The sequence below is a fragment of the Chryseobacterium cheonjiense genome (assembly GCF_012927265.1).
GTDB lineage: Bacteria > Bacteroidota > Bacteroidia > Flavobacteriales > Weeksellaceae > Chryseobacterium > Chryseobacterium cheonjiense.
In genome coordinates, this window is record NZ_JABBGF010000001.1 from 393,701 (window position 1) to 414,659 (window position 20,959).

23 protein-coding genes and 1 riboswitch are annotated in these 20,959 nt (G+C 37.7%); of the genes, 13 read left to right on the forward strand and 10 right to left on the reverse strand.

Annotated features, from left to right (window positions below; all coding sequences use genetic code 11):
• Positions 1–109: 109 nt before the first annotated feature.
• From nadE to HHL20_RS01885, 3 genes are all read right to left on the reverse strand, one after another.
• Positions 110–901 carry an NAD(+) synthase gene (gene nadE / locus HHL20_RS01875; protein WP_169229497.1) on the reverse strand — a complete coding sequence of 264 codons (792 nt, stop codon included), beginning with the start codon at positions 899–901 and terminating at the stop codon, positions 110–112.
• 61 nt (positions 902–962) lie between these two features.
• A complete protein-coding gene (locus tag HHL20_RS01880) occupies positions 963–1,487 on the reverse strand; it encodes a GNAT family N-acetyltransferase (RefSeq protein WP_169229498.1) in 525 nt (174 codons plus the stop codon).
• 2 nt (positions 1,488–1,489) lie between these two features.
• Positions 1,490–2,125 carry a leucine-rich repeat domain-containing protein gene (locus tag HHL20_RS01885; RefSeq protein ID WP_228463073.1) on the reverse strand — a complete coding sequence of 212 codons (636 nt, stop codon included), beginning with the start codon at positions 2,123–2,125 and terminating at the stop codon, positions 1,490–1,492.
• A 53-nt stretch (positions 2,126–2,178) separates the two neighbouring features.
• Between HHL20_RS01885 and gldB the strand changes: the two genes are divergently transcribed.
• The 9 genes from gldB (at position 2,179) to HHL20_RS01930 (ending at position 9,057) form a co-directional block, all read left to right on the forward strand.
• A complete protein-coding gene (gldB, locus tag HHL20_RS01890) occupies positions 2,179–3,159 on the forward strand; it encodes a gliding motility lipoprotein GldB (RefSeq protein WP_185194788.1) in 981 nt (326 codons plus the stop codon).
• Between the two features lie 66 nt (positions 3,160–3,225).
• Positions 3,226–3,552 (forward strand): gliding motility protein GldC, encoded by a 327-nt coding sequence (gene gldC, locus HHL20_RS01895; RefSeq protein WP_169229500.1) that lies wholly within the window; start codon positions 3,226–3,228, stop codon positions 3,550–3,552.
• 124 nt (positions 3,553–3,676) lie between these two features.
• Positions 3,677–4,816, forward strand: coding sequence for a cystathionine gamma-synthase (locus tag HHL20_RS01900; protein ID WP_169229501.1), 1,140 nt, complete (start codon positions 3,677–3,679; stop codon positions 4,814–4,816).
• A gap of 96 nt (positions 4,817–4,912) precedes the next feature.
• Positions 4,913–5,353 (forward strand): GNAT family N-acetyltransferase, encoded by a 441-nt coding sequence (locus tag HHL20_RS01905; protein ID WP_169229502.1) that lies wholly within the window; start codon positions 4,913–4,915, stop codon positions 5,351–5,353.
• A 46-nt stretch (positions 5,354–5,399) separates the two neighbouring features.
• Positions 5,400–5,903 carry a DinB family protein gene (locus HHL20_RS01910; RefSeq protein WP_169229503.1) on the forward strand — a complete coding sequence of 168 codons (504 nt, stop codon included), beginning with the start codon at positions 5,400–5,402 and terminating at the stop codon, positions 5,901–5,903.
• Positions 5,904–5,986: 83 nt separating this feature from the next.
• Positions 5,987–6,361 carry a hypothetical protein gene (locus tag HHL20_RS01915; protein WP_169229504.1) on the forward strand — a complete coding sequence of 125 codons (375 nt, stop codon included), beginning with the start codon at positions 5,987–5,989 and terminating at the stop codon, positions 6,359–6,361.
• An 81-nt stretch (positions 6,362–6,442) separates the two neighbouring features.
• Entirely contained in the window at positions 6,443–6,868 is a 426-nt protein-coding gene (gene tnpA / locus HHL20_RS01920) for an IS200/IS605 family transposase (protein WP_169229505.1), read from the forward strand.
• Between the two features lie 65 nt (positions 6,869–6,933).
• The gene (locus HHL20_RS01925) at positions 6,934–7,482 is read left to right on the forward strand and encodes an L-threonylcarbamoyladenylate synthase (protein WP_169229506.1); all 549 of its coding nucleotides are present in this window, start codon (positions 6,934–6,936) and stop codon (positions 7,480–7,482) included.
• 153 nt (positions 7,483–7,635) lie between these two features.
• On the forward strand, positions 7,636–9,057 hold the full coding sequence (locus tag HHL20_RS01930; RefSeq protein ID WP_169229507.1) for a CCA tRNA nucleotidyltransferase: 1,422 nt from the start codon (positions 7,636–7,638) through the stop codon (positions 9,055–9,057).
• 378 nt (positions 9,058–9,435) lie between these two features.
• Here the strand turns inward: HHL20_RS01930 and HHL20_RS01935 are convergent, their stop codons facing one another.
• From HHL20_RS01935 to HHL20_RS01945, 3 genes are all read right to left on the reverse strand, one after another.
• A complete protein-coding gene (locus HHL20_RS01935) occupies positions 9,436–10,476 on the reverse strand; it encodes an LVIVD repeat-containing protein (RefSeq protein ID WP_169229508.1) in 1,041 nt (346 codons plus the stop codon).
• Positions 10,477–10,489: 13 nt separating this feature from the next.
• A complete protein-coding gene (locus HHL20_RS01940; RefSeq protein WP_169229509.1) occupies positions 10,490–12,316 on the reverse strand; it encodes a TonB-dependent receptor plug domain-containing protein in 1,827 nt (608 codons plus the stop codon).
• Between the two features lie 30 nt (positions 12,317–12,346).
• Positions 12,347–12,522: riboswitch (cobalamin riboswitch) on the reverse strand.
• 382 nt (positions 12,523–12,904) lie between these two features.
• Positions 12,905–13,387 carry a cytidine deaminase gene (locus tag HHL20_RS01945; RefSeq protein WP_169229510.1) on the reverse strand — a complete coding sequence of 161 codons (483 nt, stop codon included), beginning with the start codon at positions 13,385–13,387 and terminating at the stop codon, positions 12,905–12,907.
• A 104-nt stretch (positions 13,388–13,491) separates the two neighbouring features.
• Between HHL20_RS01945 and namA the strand changes: the two genes are divergently transcribed.
• Genes namA through HHL20_RS01960 form a run of 3 tightly spaced genes read left to right on the forward strand, consistent with a single transcriptional unit; the run spans position 13,492 to position 15,214 of the window.
• A complete protein-coding gene (gene namA / locus HHL20_RS01950) occupies positions 13,492–14,538 on the forward strand; it encodes an NADPH dehydrogenase NamA (RefSeq protein ID WP_169229511.1) in 1,047 nt (348 codons plus the stop codon).
• A gap of 38 nt (positions 14,539–14,576) precedes the next feature.
• Positions 14,577–14,864: a DUF2752 domain-containing protein gene (locus tag HHL20_RS01955; protein WP_169229512.1), complete on the forward strand. Its 288-nt coding sequence runs from the start codon at positions 14,577–14,579 to the stop codon at positions 14,862–14,864.
• 23 nt (positions 14,865–14,887) lie between these two features.
• Positions 14,888–15,214, forward strand: a complete 327-nt coding sequence (locus HHL20_RS01960; protein WP_169229513.1) for a CCC motif membrane protein — start codon at positions 14,888–14,890, stop codon at positions 15,212–15,214.
• Between the two features lie 95 nt (positions 15,215–15,309).
• Here HHL20_RS01960 and HHL20_RS01965 read toward each other — a convergent pair whose 3' ends face one another.
• Positions 15,310–16,854 carry an endonuclease gene (locus tag HHL20_RS01965; protein ID WP_169229514.1) on the reverse strand — a complete coding sequence of 515 codons (1,545 nt, stop codon included), beginning with the start codon at positions 16,852–16,854 and terminating at the stop codon, positions 15,310–15,312.
• Positions 16,855–17,096: 242 nt separating this feature from the next.
• On the opposite strand from HHL20_RS01965, the gene HHL20_RS01970 reads away from it, so the two are divergent.
• On the forward strand, positions 17,097–17,876 hold the full coding sequence (locus HHL20_RS01970) for a T9SS type A sorting domain-containing protein (protein WP_169229515.1): 780 nt from the start codon (positions 17,097–17,099) through the stop codon (positions 17,874–17,876).
• 38 nt (positions 17,877–17,914) lie between these two features.
• Here HHL20_RS01970 and HHL20_RS01975 read toward each other — a convergent pair whose 3' ends face one another.
• From HHL20_RS01975 to HHL20_RS01985, 3 genes are all read right to left on the reverse strand, one after another.
• Positions 17,915–19,219 carry a YHYH protein gene (locus tag HHL20_RS01975; protein WP_169229516.1) on the reverse strand — a complete coding sequence of 435 codons (1,305 nt, stop codon included), beginning with the start codon at positions 19,217–19,219 and terminating at the stop codon, positions 17,915–17,917.
• Positions 19,220–19,286: 67 nt separating this feature from the next.
• Positions 19,287–20,294 (reverse strand): cytochrome-c peroxidase, encoded by a 1,008-nt coding sequence (locus tag HHL20_RS01980; RefSeq protein WP_169229517.1) that lies wholly within the window; start codon positions 20,292–20,294, stop codon positions 19,287–19,289.
• The gene (locus tag HHL20_RS01985; protein WP_169229518.1) at positions 20,291–20,920 is read right to left on the reverse strand and encodes an MbnP family protein; all 630 of its coding nucleotides are present in this window, start codon (positions 20,918–20,920) and stop codon (positions 20,291–20,293) included. Before HHL20_RS01985 ends, HHL20_RS01980 begins: the two co-directional genes overlap by 4 nt.
• Between the last annotated feature and the right edge of the window lie 39 nt (positions 20,921–20,959).

Consider the following 20,959-nt stretch of genomic DNA (forward strand, 5'->3'; position numbering starts at 1 on the left):
AAGAGCTAATAATATTTAATAAAATAACTAAATATCTCAGAGTTTGAAAACTCACTTTATTACATTGGTAAACTGCTACATTGTTACATTATCAAATTGTTACATTAAATTATACTCTCCATTCTTCCGGAATATCACAGATTGGGATGGGCACCATTTTATGTTTAGCGGCCTTGTGCATTCTGTCAAAAATCATGAATACCTCCTTATCGCGGCCTTCATAATCTTCTGCTGTTTTTGTTCCGTATTCTTTCTGGATTTTTTCCAGTTCAGGATATGTGGCTCCAATTTGGTCTTCATCAGTTCTGTCTGCATCCCAAAGTCCGTCCGTAGGAATAGCATTCTGAATGCTTTCAATAAGATTCAGGGCTTTTGCCAGCTCATACACTTCAGTTTTATACAGATCAGCGAGAGGAGAAAGATCTACGCCTCCGTCACCATATTTTGTATAAAACCCGATTCCGAAATCTTCTACTTTATTTCCGGTACCGCAGACTAAAAGTCCATGAAGCTGCCCGAAATAATAAAGGGTAAGCATTCTGAAACGGGATCTTGTATTAGCTAAAGCAAGATTATTGCTCCATCTCCCTTCTACATGATCGTGAACGATTCCTTCAAAACTTTCAAAAACGGGTGTTAAATTGATAGTTTTTCCCTGTACGTTAGGGAATTTTCTTTTGAGATCTTCAATATGATCCTGTGCACGGTTTACCTGGTCTTCTTTCTGTCGGATCGGCATTTCAAGGAGTAAAACTTCCAGGCCTGTCATCGCGCAAAGGGTAGAGACCACTCCGGAATCCACACCTCCGGAGACACCGATTACATATCCTTTTACATTCGCTTTTTCCGCATAATCTTTCAGCCAGCTGACAATATGATCTATTACTTTTTGTGTCTGCATTGTTATATTTTTTAATCTGTTTATTTAAGAATTTTCAAAATTAAATGTTTTGAAAACATTATTAAAGATAATCTTTACGATTCAGCTCGTACCAGAAGCAGATTCCGTCGGGTTCGGAAAATTCTCTTGTTCTCCTGAATCCAAGTTTCTCCAAAATATGATTGGAAGCATGGTTTTCGGAATGAGCATGAGCGTAAATAATATCAATTTTTAAACCATTAAAGCCAAAATCCAGCGAAGCCTTTGCAGATTCTGAAGCATAGCCTTTTCCCCAGTATTCAGGCAGGAAACGATAACCGAGGTCATAAACATTTTTATAGCCGTTTACTTTTTGGGTGAGCAATTTCAGTCCGCTCCATCCGATCAGAAGTCCGCTTTCCTTTTCAATCACGGCAAGTCTTCCGATGCCATATTCTGCATATTGCTGCCGGATCATTTTGATATTATTTTCAGTCTCGAGAATGTCGGAAAGTGGAGGAACTCCGATATATTTCATTACTTCAGGATGAGAATCCATAAGAAACATACGTTCCGCATCAGTTTTTTCAAATTTTCTGAGGATTAATCTTTCGGTTTCGAGGTGCATGTTTATTGTTGTTGAAATCCAAAAATGGTCACGTCTTTAGCTCCTTTTTTAATATCGGTTTCCCGGATGGGATTTTGTTTTACATTTAAAGTTTCTAAATTTTGATTTTGAGAAATGTCCAGTTTCCGGATCTGATTATGTTCCAGGTTTAAGTGTTTAAGATTCTTAAGTCCGCTGATATCAATGGCTTTAATTTTATTTAAAGATACGGTTAATTGATTAATTGCAGGAGTAGATTTCAGCGAAATATTTTCAATATTGTTATTATCGAGGTATAGGGAAGTGAGGTTTTTGAGGTTTTCGGCAGTAAAGGTTGAAATTTTACAGTTGGTACAAGAAAAGAGTTGGAGGCGATCTGTATTTTTCACGGAAACTACCGGGATATTGTTGTCGTCCAGAACAATTATTTTCACATTTTTAAAATAACGCAGATCATCTGTTGCTCTGATGCCTTTCCCGACCAGGAAAAGGTTTTCAATACGGTCGGCTTCAGATTGAATGATGTTCCCGTCTTTGTTGAGGTCAAAATTTTCAATAACGGCTTTCTCAAAATTTTTGTCTTTGAATACAAGTTGTTGGGCATTAAGATACAGGAGTCCCCAAAAGAAAACCACAGAGGATATTATTTTATTTTTCATCATCATATTATGTTTAAATCACTATTTTTGTAGACTTAATTTCATGTAAAAATATGAAGATTTTCAGAATTATTGCACTTTCATTAGTATTCGTTTTAGGATTGGATTCCTGTAAAAAAGAGGCTGAAAATAAATGGAAAATTGAAGTGAAAAATCCTGCGGAAAAAGTAGAAATCACTGATATTTCCAAAAAGTTTTATGATCAGAATTTTCCTTTGGCACAGTTTCAGTCGGAATTTCCGTGGTTCCAGGGAACGGTAAGTGATGCTGATTTTGTTAAGCGCAGAGCAGATAAGGAAGAAATAAAAATTTATAAAGAAGCGATTGCCAAAATAGATGAGAAAAAGCTTCAGGCAGATCTTCAGGATCTTTTTTCTCATATAAAATATTATTTCCCGGCATTTAAAAGTCCTAAGGTTTTTCTCTTTTCATCAGCCTTACAGATGGTTCAGGATCCTATTTTTTATGATCCGAAAGGAAATCTTCTGTTCATTGATGTTACAGGTTTTATGGGAGAAGGAAATCCTAATTATAAAGGGCTTGAAATGTATTTCCAGAAATCAATGAACCCCAACAATATCGTTCCGAAAGTGGCGCAGATTTTTGCCGAAGGTTTTGTAAAAGAATCTCCCGACCATCAGAAATTTATCGATATGATCATCCTCAACGGGAAAATCATGATCCTGAAAGATGCCTTTCTGCCAACCTATCCGGATTATCTCAAAATGAACTATACCCAAAAGCAATATGAATGGGCGTCAGCCAATGAGGCCAATATCTGGAACTATTTTGTAGAGAACAATCTTATTTTCGGGGACGATCACCGACTGGAAGACCGTTTTATCGCTCCAGGACCCTTCTCGAAATTTTATACGGAAATCGATAATGAATCTTCACCACAGATCGGAATTTTTACGGGGTGGAAAATATGTAAAGAATATCTGAAACAAAAACAGGATGTTAAGCTTCAGGATTTTCTGAACACCGATGCTACGGTTATTTTTAATCAGTCCGGATACAAACCGAAATTATAAAAAACAACATAAACGAAGCCGGCAGATGTTCGGCGCATCAATATAAATTTTAGAAAACAGAACGTTATGAGAAAAACTCAGATTACCATAGATGTTGAGCTGGATGAAAACCATATCCCTGAAAATATCACATGGAATGCTCAGGATGGAGGAATTGAAAAAGAAGCAACAAAAGCAACCATGATTTCAGTGTGGGATGATAAAACAATGGAAGCATTAAGAATCGATCTCTGGACCAAAGAAATGCCGGTAGACCAGATGAAAATGTTTATCCATCAGATTTTAGTTTCTCTTGGAAATACCTATCAGAGAGCAACAGGTGAGGAAGACGTTGCACAATGGATGGAGGAAATAGCAGAAGAGTTTGCTGTAAAATCGGCGATAAAAATGTAAGAAAGCTATTAGCATTTGGCAATCGGCAATTGACTTTACTAAATGCATTATAAGATAATTATAAATTTTTGGTATTTGGTTTAATGCTAAATGCCAAAAGCAATAAGCTAAAAGCAAAATTATTATGAATTTCAATACAAAAGTAATACACGGTGGGCAACACCACGAATCGGCAACGGGATCTGTAAACGTTCCTGTATTTTTAACGTCCACTTTTGCTCAGAAAAGTCCAGGCGTACATTCGGGATACGAATATTCAAGAGCGGCGAACCCTACAAGACAGGCTTTGGAAGATTCTCTGGCAAGCATTGAAAACGGGGCAAGAGGCCTTGCTTTCGGGTCAGGTTTAGCGGCTATCGATTGTGTTTTAAAATTATTAAACCCGGGAGATGAGGTTATTGCAGTAGACGACTTATACGGTGGAACCTACAGGATGTTTACCAGGCTTTTCGAAAAATATCAGCTGAAATTTACCTTCGTGAATTTTGATGATGCTTCAAAAATTGCCGATGTCATTACTGATAAAACGAAGCTAATCTGGGTGGAAACACCAACAAATCCTTTGATGAAGCTGGTCGACATCAAAGCGGTGGTTGAACTCGCAAAAGGCAAAGATATTTTAGTAGCGGTTGACAACACTTTCGCAACACCTTACCTTCAAAGACCGATTGACATGGGTGCTGATATTGTAATGCACTCTGCAACCAAATATCTGGGAGGACATTCTGACGTTATTGCAGGTGCTTTGGTAGCGAAAGATGCTGAATTAGGTGAAAAACTTCACTTTATCCAGTTTGCGAGCGGTGGTATTTTAGGACCTCACGATTCTTATCTTGTATTAAGGGGAATCAAAACATTGGCATTAAGAGTTCAGAGACACTCGGAAAACGGAATGGCTGTTGCCAAATATCTTGAATCTCATCCCGCTGTAGATAAAGTGATTTATCCGGGCCTGGAATCGCACCCGCAATATGAGCTTGCCAAATCTCAAATGAAAGATTTTGGAGGAATGGTTTCTTTTACGTTTAAATCAGGAAAAAAAGAAGATGCGATTAAATTTTTAGAAAAAGTAAGAGTGTTCACATTAGCTGAATCATTGGGTGGAGTAGAATCTCTGGCCAATCATCCTGCTTTGATGACCCATGCTTCCATCCCTGCAGAAAAACGTGCAGAACTGGGAATAACCGATGATCTGGTACGTTTAAGTGTCGGAATCGAAGATGCGGAAGATCTTATCGCAGATCTGGAAAGAGCTTTTTCGTAAATTAAATTTTGTAACCACAGACTTTGTCTTCCTGAAAGATTTAATCCAGTGTTTGCACTGAATTTCTTCAGGAGGGCAAAGTTTTAAATTAAAAAAATGACAAGAAAAGCAACCATTCAGGATGTAAGGCAATTATCTGAATTGTTCGATCAATACAGAGTATTTTACCATAAAGAATCTGATATTCCTGCGGCCGAAAAATTCATAACGGAAAGAATCGAAAATAAAGATTCAGAAATTTTTGTTGCCGAACATGAAGGAGAAATGTTGGGTTTTGTACAGCTGTATCCTTTGTTTTCATCTACGAGAATGAAACGGTACTGGCTGCTGAATGATTTATATGTGAACGAAAATCATCGTGGAAACGGTTATTCTAAGCAATTAATTGAAGAAGCGAAGAAAATGGCGAAATCTTCTGATGCATGCGGAATTCTTCTTGAAACCGGGAAATCCAACGATATCGGAAATCAATTATACCCATCCTGTGGATTTAAAATCTACGATGAAGTGAATTTTTATGAGTGGACGAATGAATGAATTATGTAACAATGAAATAAATTGCTGCATTGATAAATTATAAACAATGACTAATTTTCAAAAATACATACAACGATATTTAGACTTAATTCCTTCCGAAAACTGGTTGGAAGAATTGAAAAAAACCGGAGAAGAAACGGCTGAACTTTACGCTCAGCTTTCGGAAGAACAATCTTCGTTTGCTTATGCAGAAGGAAAATGGACATTGAAAGAACTACTTTTGCATTTATCAGATACCGAAAGGGTATTTCAATATCGAACTTTAGCATTCTTAAGAGGTGATCAAAATGAGTTGCCGGGTTTCGATGAAGAACTATATGCGAGCCAGTCTTTTGCCAATGAAAGAACCATAAGCTCACTGTTGGAAGAATATCAGCTGATCAGAAAATCTTCCCAGATTTTACTGGAGACCGCTCATTTATCGGCATTGAAAAATGTTGGTACGGCAAATGGAAACCAAATTTCCGCAGAAACCATCGGAAAGTTAATTGTCGGACACAATTTGCATCACCTGAATATTATTAAAGAAAGGTATTGGCCGGGATTATGAGAAAGTTTTCACCAAAAGATGCATCCATTCTCATAAGCCTGATCATTTTTATATCTTCTCTTTTCTTTACTGCATTTAAAGTGATGGAACCTAAAGAAATTAGAGATTATCATTCTTTAGAACTTTTACTAGTAGGTAGTATTAGTTTTTTAGGTGGCGGGATTTTAGAATTTTTTATATGGTCTGCAAACATCTGGTTTATCCTGTCACTGACTTTCGCCTTTTTTAATAATTTTTTTATTTCCATTATTACAGGAATAATTGCATTATGTATTTCGGGATCTTTTATATTCTGGAATACAGTACTAGTATCAGAAAGTGGTAGAGAAGCTGAGATTTATAGCTTCGAAATGGGTTATTTTCTATGGTTAGCTTCAATCTTATTTTTAACTATTTCCTCAGTCTATTTCAAAATTAAAAATAACAGACCTAAAAGCATCAATAGCAACGGGCTTTAGCCCGTTTGCCTTTTCAATACAATTCCGAATGGCTTTAGCCTAAACTTAAAATAAATTTTTATTTTTGGCAAAACAACACAAATGCCTTTTATTAAAGTTTATATCCACGTCGTTTTCTCAACAAAAAACAGGATTCCTTATTTAAATACTACAGCATTAAGACTAAAAGTATGGAAGCATATTAAAGAAAATGCTTCAGAAAAAAGAATTTTTGTAGATGTTGTCAACGGTTATTCTGATCATTGTCACTGTTTAATTTCTTTAGGTTCAGATCAGAATATCGGAAAAGTTATCCAGCTCCTGAAAGGAGAATCTTCTTTTTGGATCAATAAAAACCAACTTACAAAAACTAAATTTGCCTGGCAGGAAGAGTATTTTGCAGTTTCCGTTTCGGAATCTATGGTTGATACGGTACGGAATTATATTATACATCAGGAAAAGCATCATCAAAAGAAAACATTTGCTGAAGAATGTCAGGAGTTTTTAGACAAATTTAATTTTAAATAAGCTTTGGCTGAAGCCAATTGAATTTTTATCTTTGGAAGACGGGCTAAAGCCCGCCCCTATTCATTATGGAAAAGATCATACAAATACTAAAATCAGGCGGTACCATATTATACCCTACAGATACCATCTGGGGAATCGGTTGTGACGCCACTAATATAGAAGCAGTCAATAAAATTTTTGACATTAAAAAACGGGAAAAGAACAAATCCATGATTATCCTGGTAGAATCTGAAAAGAGGCTGCAGGATCTCGTTGATGTACCGGAAATGGCTTGGGAAATCATCGATTTGAGCGAAAAACCGGTTACGATCGTCTATGAAAATCCAAGAGGTCTGCCAAAAGAACTGTTGGCAGAAGACGGCAGCATCGGGATTCGTCTCGTTAAAAATGATTTTTGTAAGAAGCTCATCACCAAACTCAATAAGCCATTGGTTTCCACCTCTGCTAATTTCAGTGGTGAAAAAAGCCCTTTAAAGTTTTCGGACATTTCACAGGAGATGATTGATCTGGTAGATTATGCAGTGGAAGAAGACAGGGAAAAAGTGTCTCAGTATTCAGGCTCTTCAGTTATCAAAATCTGGAGCGACAACAGAATAAAAGTACTTCGCGAATAAGAAAAAAGATTTAATTATCTTTGCAAAATCATTCAGCCATTAAGAAGTCGGAAACTTAGTTTTACACTAAAATCTGATTTCTTAGTGGTTTTAAATTAAATAATAGTTGAGCTTTAATCTATTATTGATCAATATCATCTAACATCTATAAAAATGTTCATTAACCTTAATCAAAATAAAAACCTTAAACTTTTTAAAATAATTTCTGAAGTCGCAGCAGGAAAGGAACAGTCGGTGTACATCGTTGGCGGTTATGTCCGTGATTTGCTGATGAAAAGAAAAGCTTCTACCGATATTGATTTTGTAACTGAACAGAGCGGAATTGAACTGGCCCAAAATGTCGGAAAGGAAATTGATCCGAAGATGAAAGTTTCCGTCTTTAAAACGTATGGTACGGCAATGATCAGGTACAAAGACCTTGAACTTGAATTTGTAGGTGCCAGAAAAGAAAGTTATACAGAAGACAGCCGGAAGCCGGAAGTGGAAGGCGGTACCATCGAAGACGATCAGAAGCGAAGGGATTTTACCATCAATGCAATGGCAATTTCTTTGAATAAAGATAATTTTGGTGAATTAATCGATCCGTTTAACGGAATGGAAGATCTGGAAAACGGAATTCTGCGAACACCGTTGGAACCTGCGCAGACATATTCTGATGATCCGTTACGAATGATGAGAGCCATTCGTTTTGCTTCTACTTTGCAATTCAGAATCGAAGAAAAATCACTGGAAGCCATTAAGCAGGAAGCAGAGCGTATTAAAATCGTTTCAATGGAAAGAATCATGGTAGAATTTAACAAAATCATGCTTTCCCAAAAACCTTCAGTCGGGCTCAGACTGATGGAAGAAACCGGTTTGATGAAACTGATTATCCCCGAACTGATCGACCTGAAAGGAATAGAAGAAATAGAAGGGCAGACTCACAAAGATAATTTTTACCATACCCTGGAAGTGGTAGACAATATTTCACAAAATACCGACAATCTATGGCTTCGTTGGGCGGCATTGCTTCACGATATCGGAAAAGCACCGACCAAAAAGTTTGTGGAAGGAACGGGCTGGACATTCCATGGGCACGAGTTTTTAGGTTCTAAAATGGTGAAAGCTTTATTTCAGAGACTGAAACTTCCTTTAGGTCCGGATATGAAATATGTTCAGAAAATGGTAAAGCTTTCTTCCCGCCCTATCGCACTGATTACGGATGATGCTTCAGATTCTGCGTTAAGAAGGCTCTTGTTTGATTCCGGGGAAGATATGGAAGATCTTTTTACCCTTTGCAAAGCCGATATCACAACGAAAAATTCTAAAAAGCAGGAAAAATTCAAAAAGAACTTTGAATATGTAGCGGTAAAAATTAAAGAAGTGGAAGAAAAAGATCAGGTAAGGAATTTTCAGCCGCCAATTTCCGGAGAAGAAATTATGGCTCTGTTTAACCTGAAACCCGGCCGTGAAATAGGAATTTTAAAAGAAAAAGTAAAAGAAGCTATCCTTGAAGGCGAGATTGAAAATGACAGCGAAAAAGCAAAGCAATTCGTCATTGCAGAAGGAGAAAAACTGGGCTTAACACTTGTTTAAATGTTTTTTGGACCATTTGATTATATCATACTGATAATCATTGTAATTTTCAACATTGTAGTTTGGAAATATGAAATTATAAAGAAACGCAATTGGATATTTTATTTGATTGCGTTTTTTCTTTTCGGCTTTATTATTCCTGTTTTTTCTATTTATTTCGAAGTTCAGAGAGCGATAAAAGGCCAGCCGTTTGTTGATAATTTTACATTGTTGTATACGTATTTCAGATTTCCGGTCTGGTGGCTGATAGGATTGCTTGAGGTAATTTGGTTAAAATTTTATCTTAAAATAAAAATCCGGGCGGTTTCGAAGAAACCGCCCGGAAAAAAACACAAATGATGAAAAAATAAATTGTATTGGTATATCAATACAAAGTTGTTAGTTCCAGTATGCTCCGTTGGTACCTTTACCCGCAGTAAACGTTTTCATTAGAGAACCGCTCGTAGAATAAACGCTGATTTTACTGTCCTGAGTAAATCCGTTGGCGTCAGAAACAAAAATTCTGTCGTTTACAACGCTGAATCCGTACAGATTAGAATAAGGATCAACGCTGTTGCTTACCGTAAACAATGGAGCAGTAGGCACGGTAGAAGCTGTTAAATCCATCGCATATACTTTTAGCCCTGAAGTAAAGTAAAATTTACCCTTTTCAATTTCAAGATTCGTAGCATCGGTAATTCCTGTTAAAGTAAACGTTTTAGTGATGTTTCCGGTATTGGAAATCTGGTAAATATAAGAATCTGCAGTTCCTGCGGCGATCGCATATACCGTTCCGTTGCTGGAGATCATCTTATTGATATTTCCGTTCGGTATCGTGATCGTAGACTGTATTTCGTTATTAGATGTTGTAATATAAGTGATTTTATTTCCGAAACCGAAAGAAGCATTTTGTACGAAAATATTATTTCCTGCTTCCACAACTCTTTCAACAGCGTCTGTGAAGTTGATTTTCTTAACAAAAGATAGGTCGGAAGCTTTATAAATGCTTACATATTTGTCACCTCCGTATTTGTCATTGGTTACGTAGATATTATTGTTGGCAAAAGCCATGAAACGGGGCGAATTCAGCTGAGCAGTAATTTCTCCCGTTCTCTTAAAGTTGAATCTGTTGACAATCTGAATTTTATTAGAGTTATTCAGCAACAGATAAGCATGATCTCCATTAAAGCTGATCATCTGTAAAACATCACCAAGGTTAGAATCACCATTGTTGGCAGAAAAAATATTATCCTGCTTCAGGGTCAGGTCAGAGGTAATATACGTTACATCTGCATTTGGTTTTCCGAAATTTCCCTCGTTGCTTAGTAAAAATCCGTTTCCGTAATACATTTCCTCGCTTATATTCTCATCACTGCTACAAGAAATATTGAAAAGCAATGCAAAAGCAAAAGCCAGGGTCAGAAGTTTAGTTATTTTCATAATATGTTAAATGTTAAAAATTAATATTGATGTAGATGCTGTAATTTCTTTTAGGTAAAGGATAATAAGAAACGGTCTGGTAAACAGTGTCGGTGAGATTATTTACCTTAAATCCTAAAGTATAATGATCTGAAAAATTTGCGGAAATTCCGGTATTCATTACAAAATACGGATCAATGGCATCAGCTTTCTTTTCGTCAGTCGTAGTATATGTAAGTCCGTTGAAAAGCCCTTGAACATACACACTCAGGAAACGGTAGCGGTAATCGATATTTCCGGTAGCTTTATGCAGCGGTACATACATCATCTGCATTCCAGTAAGCTTGTTGGTAGATCTGGAATACGTGTATCCGCCGTTAAACGTGAGATGATGATTCCCTAGGTTTTTACGATAAGTGACCTGTGAATCAACCCCATAAATTTCAACGCTGTAAGTGTTGAAAGCAGCCCAGAATCCTGCAGCCGTCGGAAGCCAGTTGATATAGTTTTTAATATCCATATAATACGGACTCACCGTCAGTCTGAAATCCCCAAATGTAAACTCATGATCCATATCAATATTCATGGAAGTCTCCGGAACCAGATCAGGATTTCCTCCCTGCCGCCAGTATAAATCGTTAAATGTCGGAAACTTAAAGTTTCTTGAAAGACTTGCACCCGCCTGATACCATTTTACCGGTTGCCATTTTCCTGAAAAGGAATATAAGACAGGGGAGGACAGGTTTTCCACAAAATCTTTTTTGATACCTGCTTCAAAGCGCAGATCAGAAGTCACAAAATATCGTACAAGTCCCGCTCCAGCTCCTACATTCCTGCTGATATCGCCAATGCCGGACTGATAGCCAATACCTTTATTTACCTGAAATTCGCCAATGGCATTGATATTGAGCTTCGGAGTAATGAAATAATTAAAATCATTTCTGAAAATATAATTTTTTCCCTGCGCGCCACTTTCTTTCGGCTTTTCAATATCTCCAAAATACTGGAAATTATCTTCTGTGTAAGCTGCTTTCAGACTATTGGAAAAATCATTTCTGGTAATATCCCATGAAATAAGGCTGCGCAGTGTCTGAGCGTTGTATTTAGTTTTATTGCCGTTTTCCGTAAAAATGGGGTAGTGCTGCGAACCGTCAAATAGTTGGTTTTGCCACGAAACCGTCTGGTGCGGTGCAATTTTATACGAAGCACCGATATTGATCGACGAATTGTAAAATCTGCCGTTTCTGTTAATATATTCCTTCTCGGGAACTTCATAATCATTTTGGCTGATGACATAATTTCCCGAAACCTTCACGCTGAATTTATCATTGCTGAAAGACGTTCTCAGAAAATTATTAAAGGTCCCGAACGATGCTGCTTCCGAATAAAGAAAAGCATGAGCACCCTTGTTAAACTCCAGATTATTATTAAGATGAATACTCCCTCCGATGGCAGAACTTCCATACTGTACACTTCCGCCGCCGGCTTTCACTTCAAGTTCATCATACCCGAAAAGCGGAATATTATTTACATCACCCTGTCCCAGAAAAGTGGAGTTAATATTGATGCCGTTCCATACAAAAGCAGTGTGTCCCGCGCTTGTTCCCCTGAAAGAAGGAGATGATACAGCACCGCGGCCATTTTCTTTAATATAAAGCTGGGATTGGAAACGCAAAAGCTCGGAAAGATTGGTGGCGTTTTTTTCGAAATCTTTCGGACGGATGGTATTGACGTTGTGAAAAAGCTTTACCTTATTCATCTGGTTGTCAAAGATGTAAACCGTGTCAATGGCTTTCTCCTGGGCAGAAAGAAAGTAGCCGTAAGCCGAAAAAATCAGTACTAAAGATTTTTTTATATCCATTCTATTGTTACTTTTCCTCCGAAAGCAATGTATTTAGTTACAATTCTGGCAGGTCTCCTGACTTTCGCTTTCTACACCTTCCCGTTTGCACAGTGGTTTGTCGTAGAAATTTTGTTTGCGATCTACAGTTGCGGGGACAGTCCGGGATTTACACCCGATTCCCTTTTCATTCCAAATGATTGGAAACCAAAATTTTTTGCAAAGATAAACTTATTCATCAAAAAAGCAAAAACAGAGAAATAATTAAAGTTTGATGACGATTTTGTAAAGGTTGTTTTATTTTTCAGGAGCCGGGAACCTGCTTTCCACTGCAATTCCTCATTCCGCGGCTTCGCCGCTCCATTCCGGGATTTTCGTTACAATCAGGGCTAGGTAGCAGATCAGGTGGCTTCGGCATGCTCAGCCACCACAGAAATACCAGTCTTTTTATGGTAATAGTTTACGGCAAATTCCCCTCACTTGGAGGGGTGGATTAATTTTCAGAGAAAATTAAGACGGGGTGTTTTAAAAAGCCAATCCAAAGTCAATTGTGAACGGTCAATTTGCTTCACTTGTCAATTTTTAAAATTCATCATTCACCCAGAACATCTACAAAAACGTCCCGTCAAAATAAAACGGCAACAGATCCTTAATCGAATGTACCTTCACCACCTCCTCATTCATGCTTGAGAAATAAAGATCAATGTTTTCATTTTGCTTGGTCTCAAATTCAATCAAACTTTGCCTGCAGGCTCCGCAGGGCGGAATAGGAGGGTTTTTCTCAGGAAATTCCCTGTGGCCTCCCACAATGAAAATCTTTTTAATTTTTACAGCCGGAAAATTAGCAGCTACCCAGAACATGGTCGTTCTTTCCGCACAAAGGCCTGAAGGAAATGCCGCATTCTCCTGGTTGTTCCCGGAATACATCTCGCCGTTTTCAAGAAGCACAGAACATCCTACCAGAAAGTTGGAGTAGGGAGCGTATGCATTTTCGCGCGCCTGTTTTGCTTTTTCAAATAATTCTTTTTCTATATCGTTCAGCTCGCTGCTATTCTTAAAATACTCGTAACTGATCTGAGTTTCTTTTTTCATATATTGTGGGTTAAAAAAAGGGGAATAAAATTACTTTTTTTTCACGAGGTGGGCAATAAAGGCCTGCTCTTTGCAATTCTCAATTTTTAAAAAATAAAAATAACATGTTATATACTCCAGTTACCTTCAGAAATGTTGAATTAAAAAACCGTTGGGTGATGTCGCCAATGTGCATGTATTCCAGTGAAGATGGACTTCCGAACGATTTCCATTTTGTTCATTACGGAAGCAGGGCACAGGGCGGAGCAGGGCTTCTTATCGTAGAAGCAACCGGTGTGGAACCCCGCGGCAGAATCACCAATCACTGTATGGGAATATGGAATGATGAGCAGGCCAAACAACTTCATAGAATTGTAGAATTTGTTCATAAACATTCAGAAAGCAAAATAGGAATCCAGCTTTCACATTCCGGCAGAAAAGGATCTACCTGGAATACCAAACAAATTTCTATTGAAGAAGGATGGGAAACCATCGCGCCAAGTCCTATTCCGTATCATCCGACGGAGAGAATTCCGCATGTTTTAACCTCAGAAGAAATCAAGGAACAGGTACAAAACTTTAGAGACGCCGCCAGAAGAGCAGTAGAGGCAGGTTTTGACGTTATTGAAATTCATGCGGCTCATGGCTATCTGATTCATCAGTTTTTATCTCCGCTTTCAAACATCAGAACTGATGAATACGGCGGAAGCTTTGAAAACAGAATTCGTTTTTTAGTTGAAATTGTAGATGCAGTAAATGAAGAACTGAATGACAATGTTGCCCTGTTTGTTAGAATTTCTGGCACTGAATATGCAGAAAACGGTTGGGAGATTACCGACAGTGTTGAATTGGCAAAGGTCTTAAAGAATCACTCTGTTGATCTGGTTGATGTTTCCAGTGGGGGAAATATTCACGGCGTAAAGATTCCTCTTTTCGATGGCTATCAGGTTCCGTTAGCTTCTCAGGTCAGAAATGAGGCTGATGTAAAAACAGGAGCAGTAGGACTGATTAAAAAAGTTTCCCATGCTGAAGAGATTCTTCAGAAAGGAGATGCCGATCTTATTTTTATTGCCAGGGAAATGTTGAGAAACCCTTATCTTGCAGTCCAGGGATCATTTGAAATGAATGAAGAATGCTTTTTCCCACATCAGTATCTGAGAGCGAAAATATAATCTTAATTTTTATATATTTGATCTACAAAAAATAAAATATGAAAGCAGAAGATTTCATGCTGCCTTGCCCTATCAAGAAATTCTTTGGTGTCGAATGTTTCGGATGCGGTACCCAGAGAGCGATTGTAATGGTTTTTGAAGGCAGATTTGCTGAAGCTTTTCATATGTTTCCTGCGATATACACACTTTTGCTTTTTTTTGCCACAGTGATTCTGAACTTTGTCGATAAAAAAAGAAATTACGGAAATCTGCTGATAATTTTAGCATCTTTGAATGCTGTAATTATGGTAATTTCATACTTTTATAAACATCATTTTAGCCATTAAACAACATATTAAATATTATAACTATGGAACAAAAATTGCCAAATGCACAAACGGTGCTTATTCTAGGAATTATTTCGGTAGTAGGTACCTGCTGCTGTTCAGGACTTGTCGGAATCATTTGCGGACTTATCGGTCTCAGCAAATATAAAAACGATAAAGTGCTTTATGATGCGAATCCCGGACAGTATTCTGATTTCGGGAATCTGAATACAGGACGTATACTATGTATTATAGGTCTTGTTTTAGGATGTCTTCAGGTTGTTTATTTCGTTTTCATGTTAGCAACAGTTGGCTGGGACGGATATATGGAGCAGATCAATTCACTTTCCAGAATGGGAGGAAGAGGATAAAAATAGGAGACCGCTGATGAAGCGGTCTTTCTATTAAATTGATACAAAATAAATCCTTCTTTAATCATAAGAAGGATTTATTATATAAGTGAGATTTATTTTATGATAAACTTCAATGCCGCACCATCCATTTTCAAAATATAAACTCCCGAAGGAAGATTTTTTATTCTGATAGAATTTCTGCTGTTCCTGAATGGCTGATCAAAAGACTGCATCATTTTCCCCTGAAGATTATAAATTTCAGCTTTTGTAATGTTCTTTGTTTCACCTTTTACAAAAATTTCATTATTTAAAATAGGATTCTGAGAAATCTGCAGCTCGTTTTGATGGGAAGCTGGTTCCGAATAAACATTCTGAATCTGTCTTGACGTTCCGGAATAACAGGTCCAGCTCAGGTTGTCGATGGCCACTCTGTTGCTGGATGAATTGTTTTCCAGAGTTATGGCTACGTTTCCGGAAATATTAATATTGCTGATCGTTGTAGTCGTTACATTGCTGCTGTAAGGCACTGTTCCAACTGTTGTTCCGTTTACTTTTACTGTTAAAGTTCCATTTGATCCGGTAAACTTCAATTGTTTGGTCACGGTTAATGATCCGATTCCGTTGGCTGAACTTCCGGATGTTAAAGCGCCGTCTCTGACTGTAATAGCTTTTGTAGAAATGGTTTGGTCGGTTCTGGCGTCAGTTGCCGTCCACGAAATTCCGCCGTTACTCCATGTTCTCGTTAAATAAGAAGCGGAACTTGCTGTCGGAATAGTTTCGAAAGTTTCATTCGCGCAGCCTGCTGATGTCGGAGGAGGAGTTGTTGTTCCTCCACCTCCTGTGGAAGATCCTGATCCCCAAATTAAATTCACATAATTAGGATTGTCAATAAACGGATTTCTGTTTCCCTGAAAAGTATAGGAAGCATTATTTCTGTTGATTTCAGCCTGGGATACCGGATCCTGGTTATGCCATGCCAGCAATACATTCAGCTCCCAGGTTTGTAATCCTGGAAAAGTAGAGCTTCCCAGCATATTTCCTGAAGAGAAAGTGGAAAGTTTGCTCTGATAGCGCGTTACAAAATAGAATATCATTCTTGCTACATCACCCTTGAATTCATCAATCGGTTCAAAAACAGTTCCTGAATATCCGGAAGAAATGGAATTTCCAAGTTTAGAACCGTTTTTAGAAGTAAAGGTTGCCGTGCCTACTTTTCCAAATGGATAATTAGAGCGCATACCGTTTACCTTTCCGTCTGTTGCCCTTATAAAATGAATATCGGAAACCATGGGCGATGATTCATTAAATAAGCTTTGAGGAACAATATGTTCTCTATTGTAGCAGTTACCTTCTACAGAATACGTTCCGCATTGGTTTGTGCCCGGAATGTATTTGTAAGGATCGGTACCGGTCGGTTTTTCGGAATAAATATCCAGAATTGAACCGTCATTTTCATAATTTTTGTCAATGTCCGTTGTTTTATAGCCGGTCCACAGTCCGTTATACCCTTTGTCCTGATGTCCGTTGGTAATGATTGAACTTAAAGCTGTTTTTAGTGAAGCTCCGGATAATCCGTTGGCCGAATTGTAATAGCCGGAAGGTGCCTGGGCATTTGCCAAAAGAGACAAAAATGCAAAGATGATTAGTGGTTTTTTCATTGTAATATTTTAGGTGATAAGATTAAAATAAATTTACGAATAAGAAATTACGGTATTATTAATTTTAAATCAATAGTAATAAAACGGTGAACTATTCATGTTGATAATGGTTTATTAAATATAATTTAAAAAATATTAATTGATATAAATCATGAAAATATAAATTAAAGATAAATGGAAAAGAACTACATTCGCAATTATTATTTTTATTTAGAATGATTAAAAATTTATATTTAAGATGTATGCCTATATTAGGCATTTTAGGTGGCATTTTCTCTATAAATGCCCAGTGTAATCCGGTAAGCAGCTTGTCTGAAAATTTTGATGCCTATTCCTGTTGCAACATGGGAGTAGTGCCTGCATGCTGGGACAGTGTGATTTTGGGCGGAGCAAGTCAGATTATTTCAAGTACACAGCCGGCTTCGGGAACAAGCCAGATTTATCAGACCGGCTATGGTACAGGAAAAATATCCATTGTTATTTTGCCAAGAATGAGTAATCTTTCGGATGGTACGCACCGTCTTCGTGTAAAAATGAAGTCAAACGGTGCAGGTTACCTTGAACTGGGATATATAAAAGATGCAATCCCTGATACTTTTGTATTGCTGCAACCGATTACGATTACAAATACATCTTATGATAATACCTCGGAGAGAATTTTTACCATACCAACAACGATTCCTGCTGGAATAAGACTGGCCATCCGTAATCCCGGAACTTCTTTTGCAAGACATTACTGGGACGATGTAGCTTGGGAGCCGATACCTAATCTGGCAACTCATGAAACAGGGAACCTTTCAGCAATACAGCTATATCCCAATCCTGTTCATGATAACCTGCATATTTCTGATATTAAAAATGTCGTAACATTTAAATTAACAGATGCGGTCGGGCGAATCTTAAAAAGTATTGATAAGCCTTCCAATACCATTTCATTGGGTGATCTTGAAAAAGGAGCTTATTTTGTCTCATTATATTTCAAAAGCGGAGAAGAAATATCATATAAAATAATCAAAGACTAGCGAATTTATTGAAACTCTTCAATAGTAGATTTAAATAACTATTTCAACATCAGTTTCACTGTATGCTGCTTTCCGCCATTGATGACCTTCAGTAGGAATATACCGTTTCTGGCTTTGTCGGAAATATCAATCTGCGTTTCATTTCCCGAAATAGATTTACTGAATATTTTCTGTCCGGTCATACTGTATACTTCTATTTCGGAATTTCCTGTAACCTGAGGAAGTTTTAGATTAAAAACACCGTTGGAAGGATTCGGATACGAATAGATATTATCTGCTTTTATTGTTTCTTCCTGCGTACCAAGAGTTGAAGTGAAACAGGTAGTTCCTGTAGAAGGAATCGTGATGGTAGTTCCCATTGTTATGTCATCTGTTTCTGGGGCACCATAGTATTCAACGCCAATATAGTAAGGAAACTGCGGCGTTCCGCTGGCGTCAATGGTTACAAAATAAGCATAGGTTCCGCCGGGGAATTCCGGGGTTACACAGTATCTGCCGTTATATTTATCAAGATCTCCTCCATTGGAAGCAAGCCATTCGTAATCTTCAATATACGTCCCTAAAGGATATGTTGTACTCACAGCAGGACCATAATTGGCAGAAGTTAAAGATACTCCGTAAGGTAAGGACGTTCGTGTGGTTATATTTCTGAGGCTATAGCCGGATTTCATTCTGGCAATGCCGCTTGATGCATTGAGAGGACTGCTGTATCCATAAGGTCCGTAAATAGGATATCCGTCAAAAGCCCAGCCTACGATGGGAGAATGAACGGTAGATGAAGTGCTGGAATACAATCGGTAAGGTTTTGCATGACTGTGATAGGCTCCCTGCTGTTGAGGATGAGCGCCCAAAGTAGCATCCAATACGAATCCTTCAGCCAAATATACTTCTACGTTCCAGGTACCTACACTATTGCCGTTGTTTCCGCTTCCGTTATAATAATGGGCATTAGACAATCCATATACAGGAACTCCATTCGTTAATAGCCCGATAGATCCCACTTTTGGGGAAATTGTTTTGGTTGTCGGTACGGTCTGTGTACGGGGAAACCGATAAGTATACCCTTGTGCGGAAGGTGCTCCGGGGTTAAGAAACTGTCCCATATTGGTAGTCATCCCTTCAGACTTCGTCCATACATAAGTAGAATTATAGCATACTTTAGTTACATTGGCTAATGCTGTTGAAGTATAGAAAACAAAGGTTGGACTGGTAGGGCTGCCGTTTGTATTCTGCCAGTAACTTGCATATTCACCGGCATTCATTATCCAGCTGGTTAAGACAGATTGCGAAAATAATACGTTTTGAGCGAGTAAAAAGACCAATAGTAATAAATTTCTTTTCATAAAAGTTCTTGTTTATCTATTTAGACGAAACTGTTTCTCAAATCCTTCGCTTTTATATAAAAAGTTTTTATTGAGGGTAGGAGAATTCGGGGTTTCTGATGAATTTCTCGTCGGTCAGTGTTTTTAAAAAAGCAATGAGATTGTTTTTGTCCTGTTCATTAAGGATGATTTTTTTTTGCAGGTGTTTTGATAAAGTTTTGCTTTTGTAGATGGTATTCGTGTAATGAAATAAAACCATCTGCAGGTTTTTAAACCTTCCGTCATGCATGTAAGGATAAGAAAGTTCGATATTCCGAAGAGTAGGAACTTTAAATTTAAGTGAATCATTTTTGTTCCGGGTAATCTTTATTCTTCCGCCATCTTTAAAAAAAGAATCAGGTTCCAAGCCGTTATTTTCAAATGATCCGTTGGTAAAAAGAGGTTCTGTATGGCATACTGCACAGGTTACTTTGAATAGTTCATAGCCTTTCTGTTCATATTCGTTAAATTTTTCCGCTTTGCGCATTACCTTATCGTATTTAGAATCGGAACTTACAAGCGTAAGCAGAAACTGTGAAATAGACTTTAAAGTTCTTTCACCTGTCGCTGTACTGTCTCCATACGCCTGATAAAAAAGCTTCCTGTATTTTTGAGAATGGTTAAGTTTGCTTACGACATGACTTAACTTTTCATCCATTTCCAGTGGATTTTCGATAGGAGAAATAGCCTGTGCATCAATATGATGAATAGAACCATCCCACATTAAATTTCTGCTCCACGCCAGATTTATGAGAACAGGAGAATTCCGGTTCCCGATTTTACCTTCAATTCCGTGGCTGGTTGTATGATCGATATGTGTAAATGAGGTATACTGGAGATGACAGCTTTCACACGAAATAGTGCCGTCCCTGGATAAAACAGGATCATAGAACAAGGTTCTCCCAAGAAATATTTTTTCTGCCGATAAAGGATTCTTTTTGAAATCATACACTGGTTTCGGCCAGTTTTCAGGAACCTTGAATAATGGATCTATTACATTTTTAAATCCATAAAAAATACAACAGACAAGAACCAATAGGGGATAGTATTTTTTCATCGCTCCGTTCTGAAAATGGTGGAAAGTATGCCGGAGAGCGCTACAGCTTCTTTGCCTGGAATCATTATGCTGTTTCTTTCGGCAAGATTTGCTTTTAAAATAAATTGATCCAGATCTATATTCAATAGTATGTTATCGGATGAAACCGGAAGGCTGATTTCCTGAATAGCATAAAAAGGATCGAAATACCCTCCCAGATGAAATCTGAATTCATGATTTCGGTCCGGAGAAAGACTGCTTTTGCCTTCGAGTTTAAAATTGATGTATCCCGTCTGCCACGCCCAGTACATTCCTTTCGTGGGATCGAGATCGCCGCCGTGTATGCCTTCATTATTGGTTTTTCGGTCTATTCCCAGATAAAATTTTATATGGTTGAATTTCAGATTTTCAGGAATTGAAAACATTATTTTCATTGATCTTTCATCAGAAGCATCAATCAGGTGATAACTGTTTTCTTCTGAAAAAACCAGCTTATCATCACGATAAAATTCAAAATGAGAGAGATAAAATTTAAGTTTTGAAATTTCTAATCCTTGCTGTTCATCCGCAACAAATGGCTTATCCTCAGAAATAGTCACTGGTTTTTCTTTGTATAAAGGCAGTACTTCCAGATTTACTGATTTCATACTCTGAGGAAAAAAGGATACTGAGAAAAGCAGAAAAAA

Bases quoted from the DNA above. Each gene is read 5' to 3' on its own strand.
- nadE (WP_169229497.1), bottom strand. From the start codon at position 901: ATGCAGACACAAAAAGTAATAGATCATATTGTCAGCTGGCTGAAAGAT.
- HHL20_RS01880 (WP_169229498.1), bottom strand. From the start codon at position 1,487: ATGCACCTCGAAACCGAAAGATTAATCCTCAGAAAATTTGAAAAAACT.
- HHL20_RS01885 (WP_228463073.1), bottom strand. From the start codon at position 2,125: ATGAAAAATAAAATAATATCCTCTGTGGTTTTCTTTTGGGGACTCCTG.
- gldB (WP_185194788.1), top strand. From the start codon at position 2,179: ATGAAGATTTTCAGAATTATTGCACTTTCATTAGTATTCGTTTTAGGA.
- gldC (WP_169229500.1), top strand. From the start codon at position 3,226: ATGAGAAAAACTCAGATTACCATAGATGTTGAGCTGGATGAAAACCAT.
- HHL20_RS01900 (WP_169229501.1), top strand. From the start codon at position 3,677: ATGAATTTCAATACAAAAGTAATACACGGTGGGCAACACCACGAATCG.
- HHL20_RS01905 (WP_169229502.1), top strand. From the start codon at position 4,913: ATGACAAGAAAAGCAACCATTCAGGATGTAAGGCAATTATCTGAATTG.
- HHL20_RS01910 (WP_169229503.1), top strand. From the start codon at position 5,400: ATGACTAATTTTCAAAAATACATACAACGATATTTAGACTTAATTCCT.
- HHL20_RS01915 (WP_169229504.1), top strand. From the start codon at position 5,987: ATGGAACCTAAAGAAATTAGAGATTATCATTCTTTAGAACTTTTACTA.
- tnpA (WP_169229505.1), top strand. From the start codon at position 6,443: ATGCCTTTTATTAAAGTTTATATCCACGTCGTTTTCTCAACAAAAAAC.
- HHL20_RS01925 (WP_169229506.1), top strand. From the start codon at position 6,934: ATGGAAAAGATCATACAAATACTAAAATCAGGCGGTACCATATTATAC.
- HHL20_RS01930 (WP_169229507.1), top strand. From the start codon at position 7,636: ATGTTCATTAACCTTAATCAAAATAAAAACCTTAAACTTTTTAAAATA.
- HHL20_RS01935 (WP_169229508.1), bottom strand. From the start codon at position 10,476: ATGAAAATAACTAAACTTCTGACCCTGGCTTTTGCTTTTGCATTGCTT.
- HHL20_RS01940 (WP_169229509.1), bottom strand. From the start codon at position 12,316: ATGGATATAAAAAAATCTTTAGTACTGATTTTTTCGGCTTACGGCTAC.
- HHL20_RS01945 (WP_169229510.1), bottom strand. From the start codon at position 13,387: ATGAAAAAAGAAACTCAGATCAGTTACGAGTATTTTAAGAATAGCAGC.
- namA (WP_169229511.1), top strand. From the start codon at position 13,492: ATGTTATATACTCCAGTTACCTTCAGAAATGTTGAATTAAAAAACCGT.
- HHL20_RS01955 (WP_169229512.1), top strand. From the start codon at position 14,577: ATGAAAGCAGAAGATTTCATGCTGCCTTGCCCTATCAAGAAATTCTTT.
- HHL20_RS01960 (WP_169229513.1), top strand. From the start codon at position 14,888: ATGGAACAAAAATTGCCAAATGCACAAACGGTGCTTATTCTAGGAATT.
- HHL20_RS01965 (WP_169229514.1), bottom strand. From the start codon at position 16,854: ATGAAAAAACCACTAATCATCTTTGCATTTTTGTCTCTTTTGGCAAAT.
- HHL20_RS01970 (WP_169229515.1), top strand. From the start codon at position 17,097: ATGCCTATATTAGGCATTTTAGGTGGCATTTTCTCTATAAATGCCCAG.
- HHL20_RS01975 (WP_169229516.1), bottom strand. From the start codon at position 19,219: ATGAAAAGAAATTTATTACTATTGGTCTTTTTACTCGCTCAAAACGTA.
- HHL20_RS01980 (WP_169229517.1), bottom strand. From the start codon at position 20,294: ATGAAAAAATACTATCCCCTATTGGTTCTTGTCTGTTGTATTTTTTAT.
- HHL20_RS01985 (WP_169229518.1), bottom strand. From the start codon at position 20,920: ATGAAATCAGTAAATCTGGAAGTACTGCCTTTATACAAAGAAAAACCA.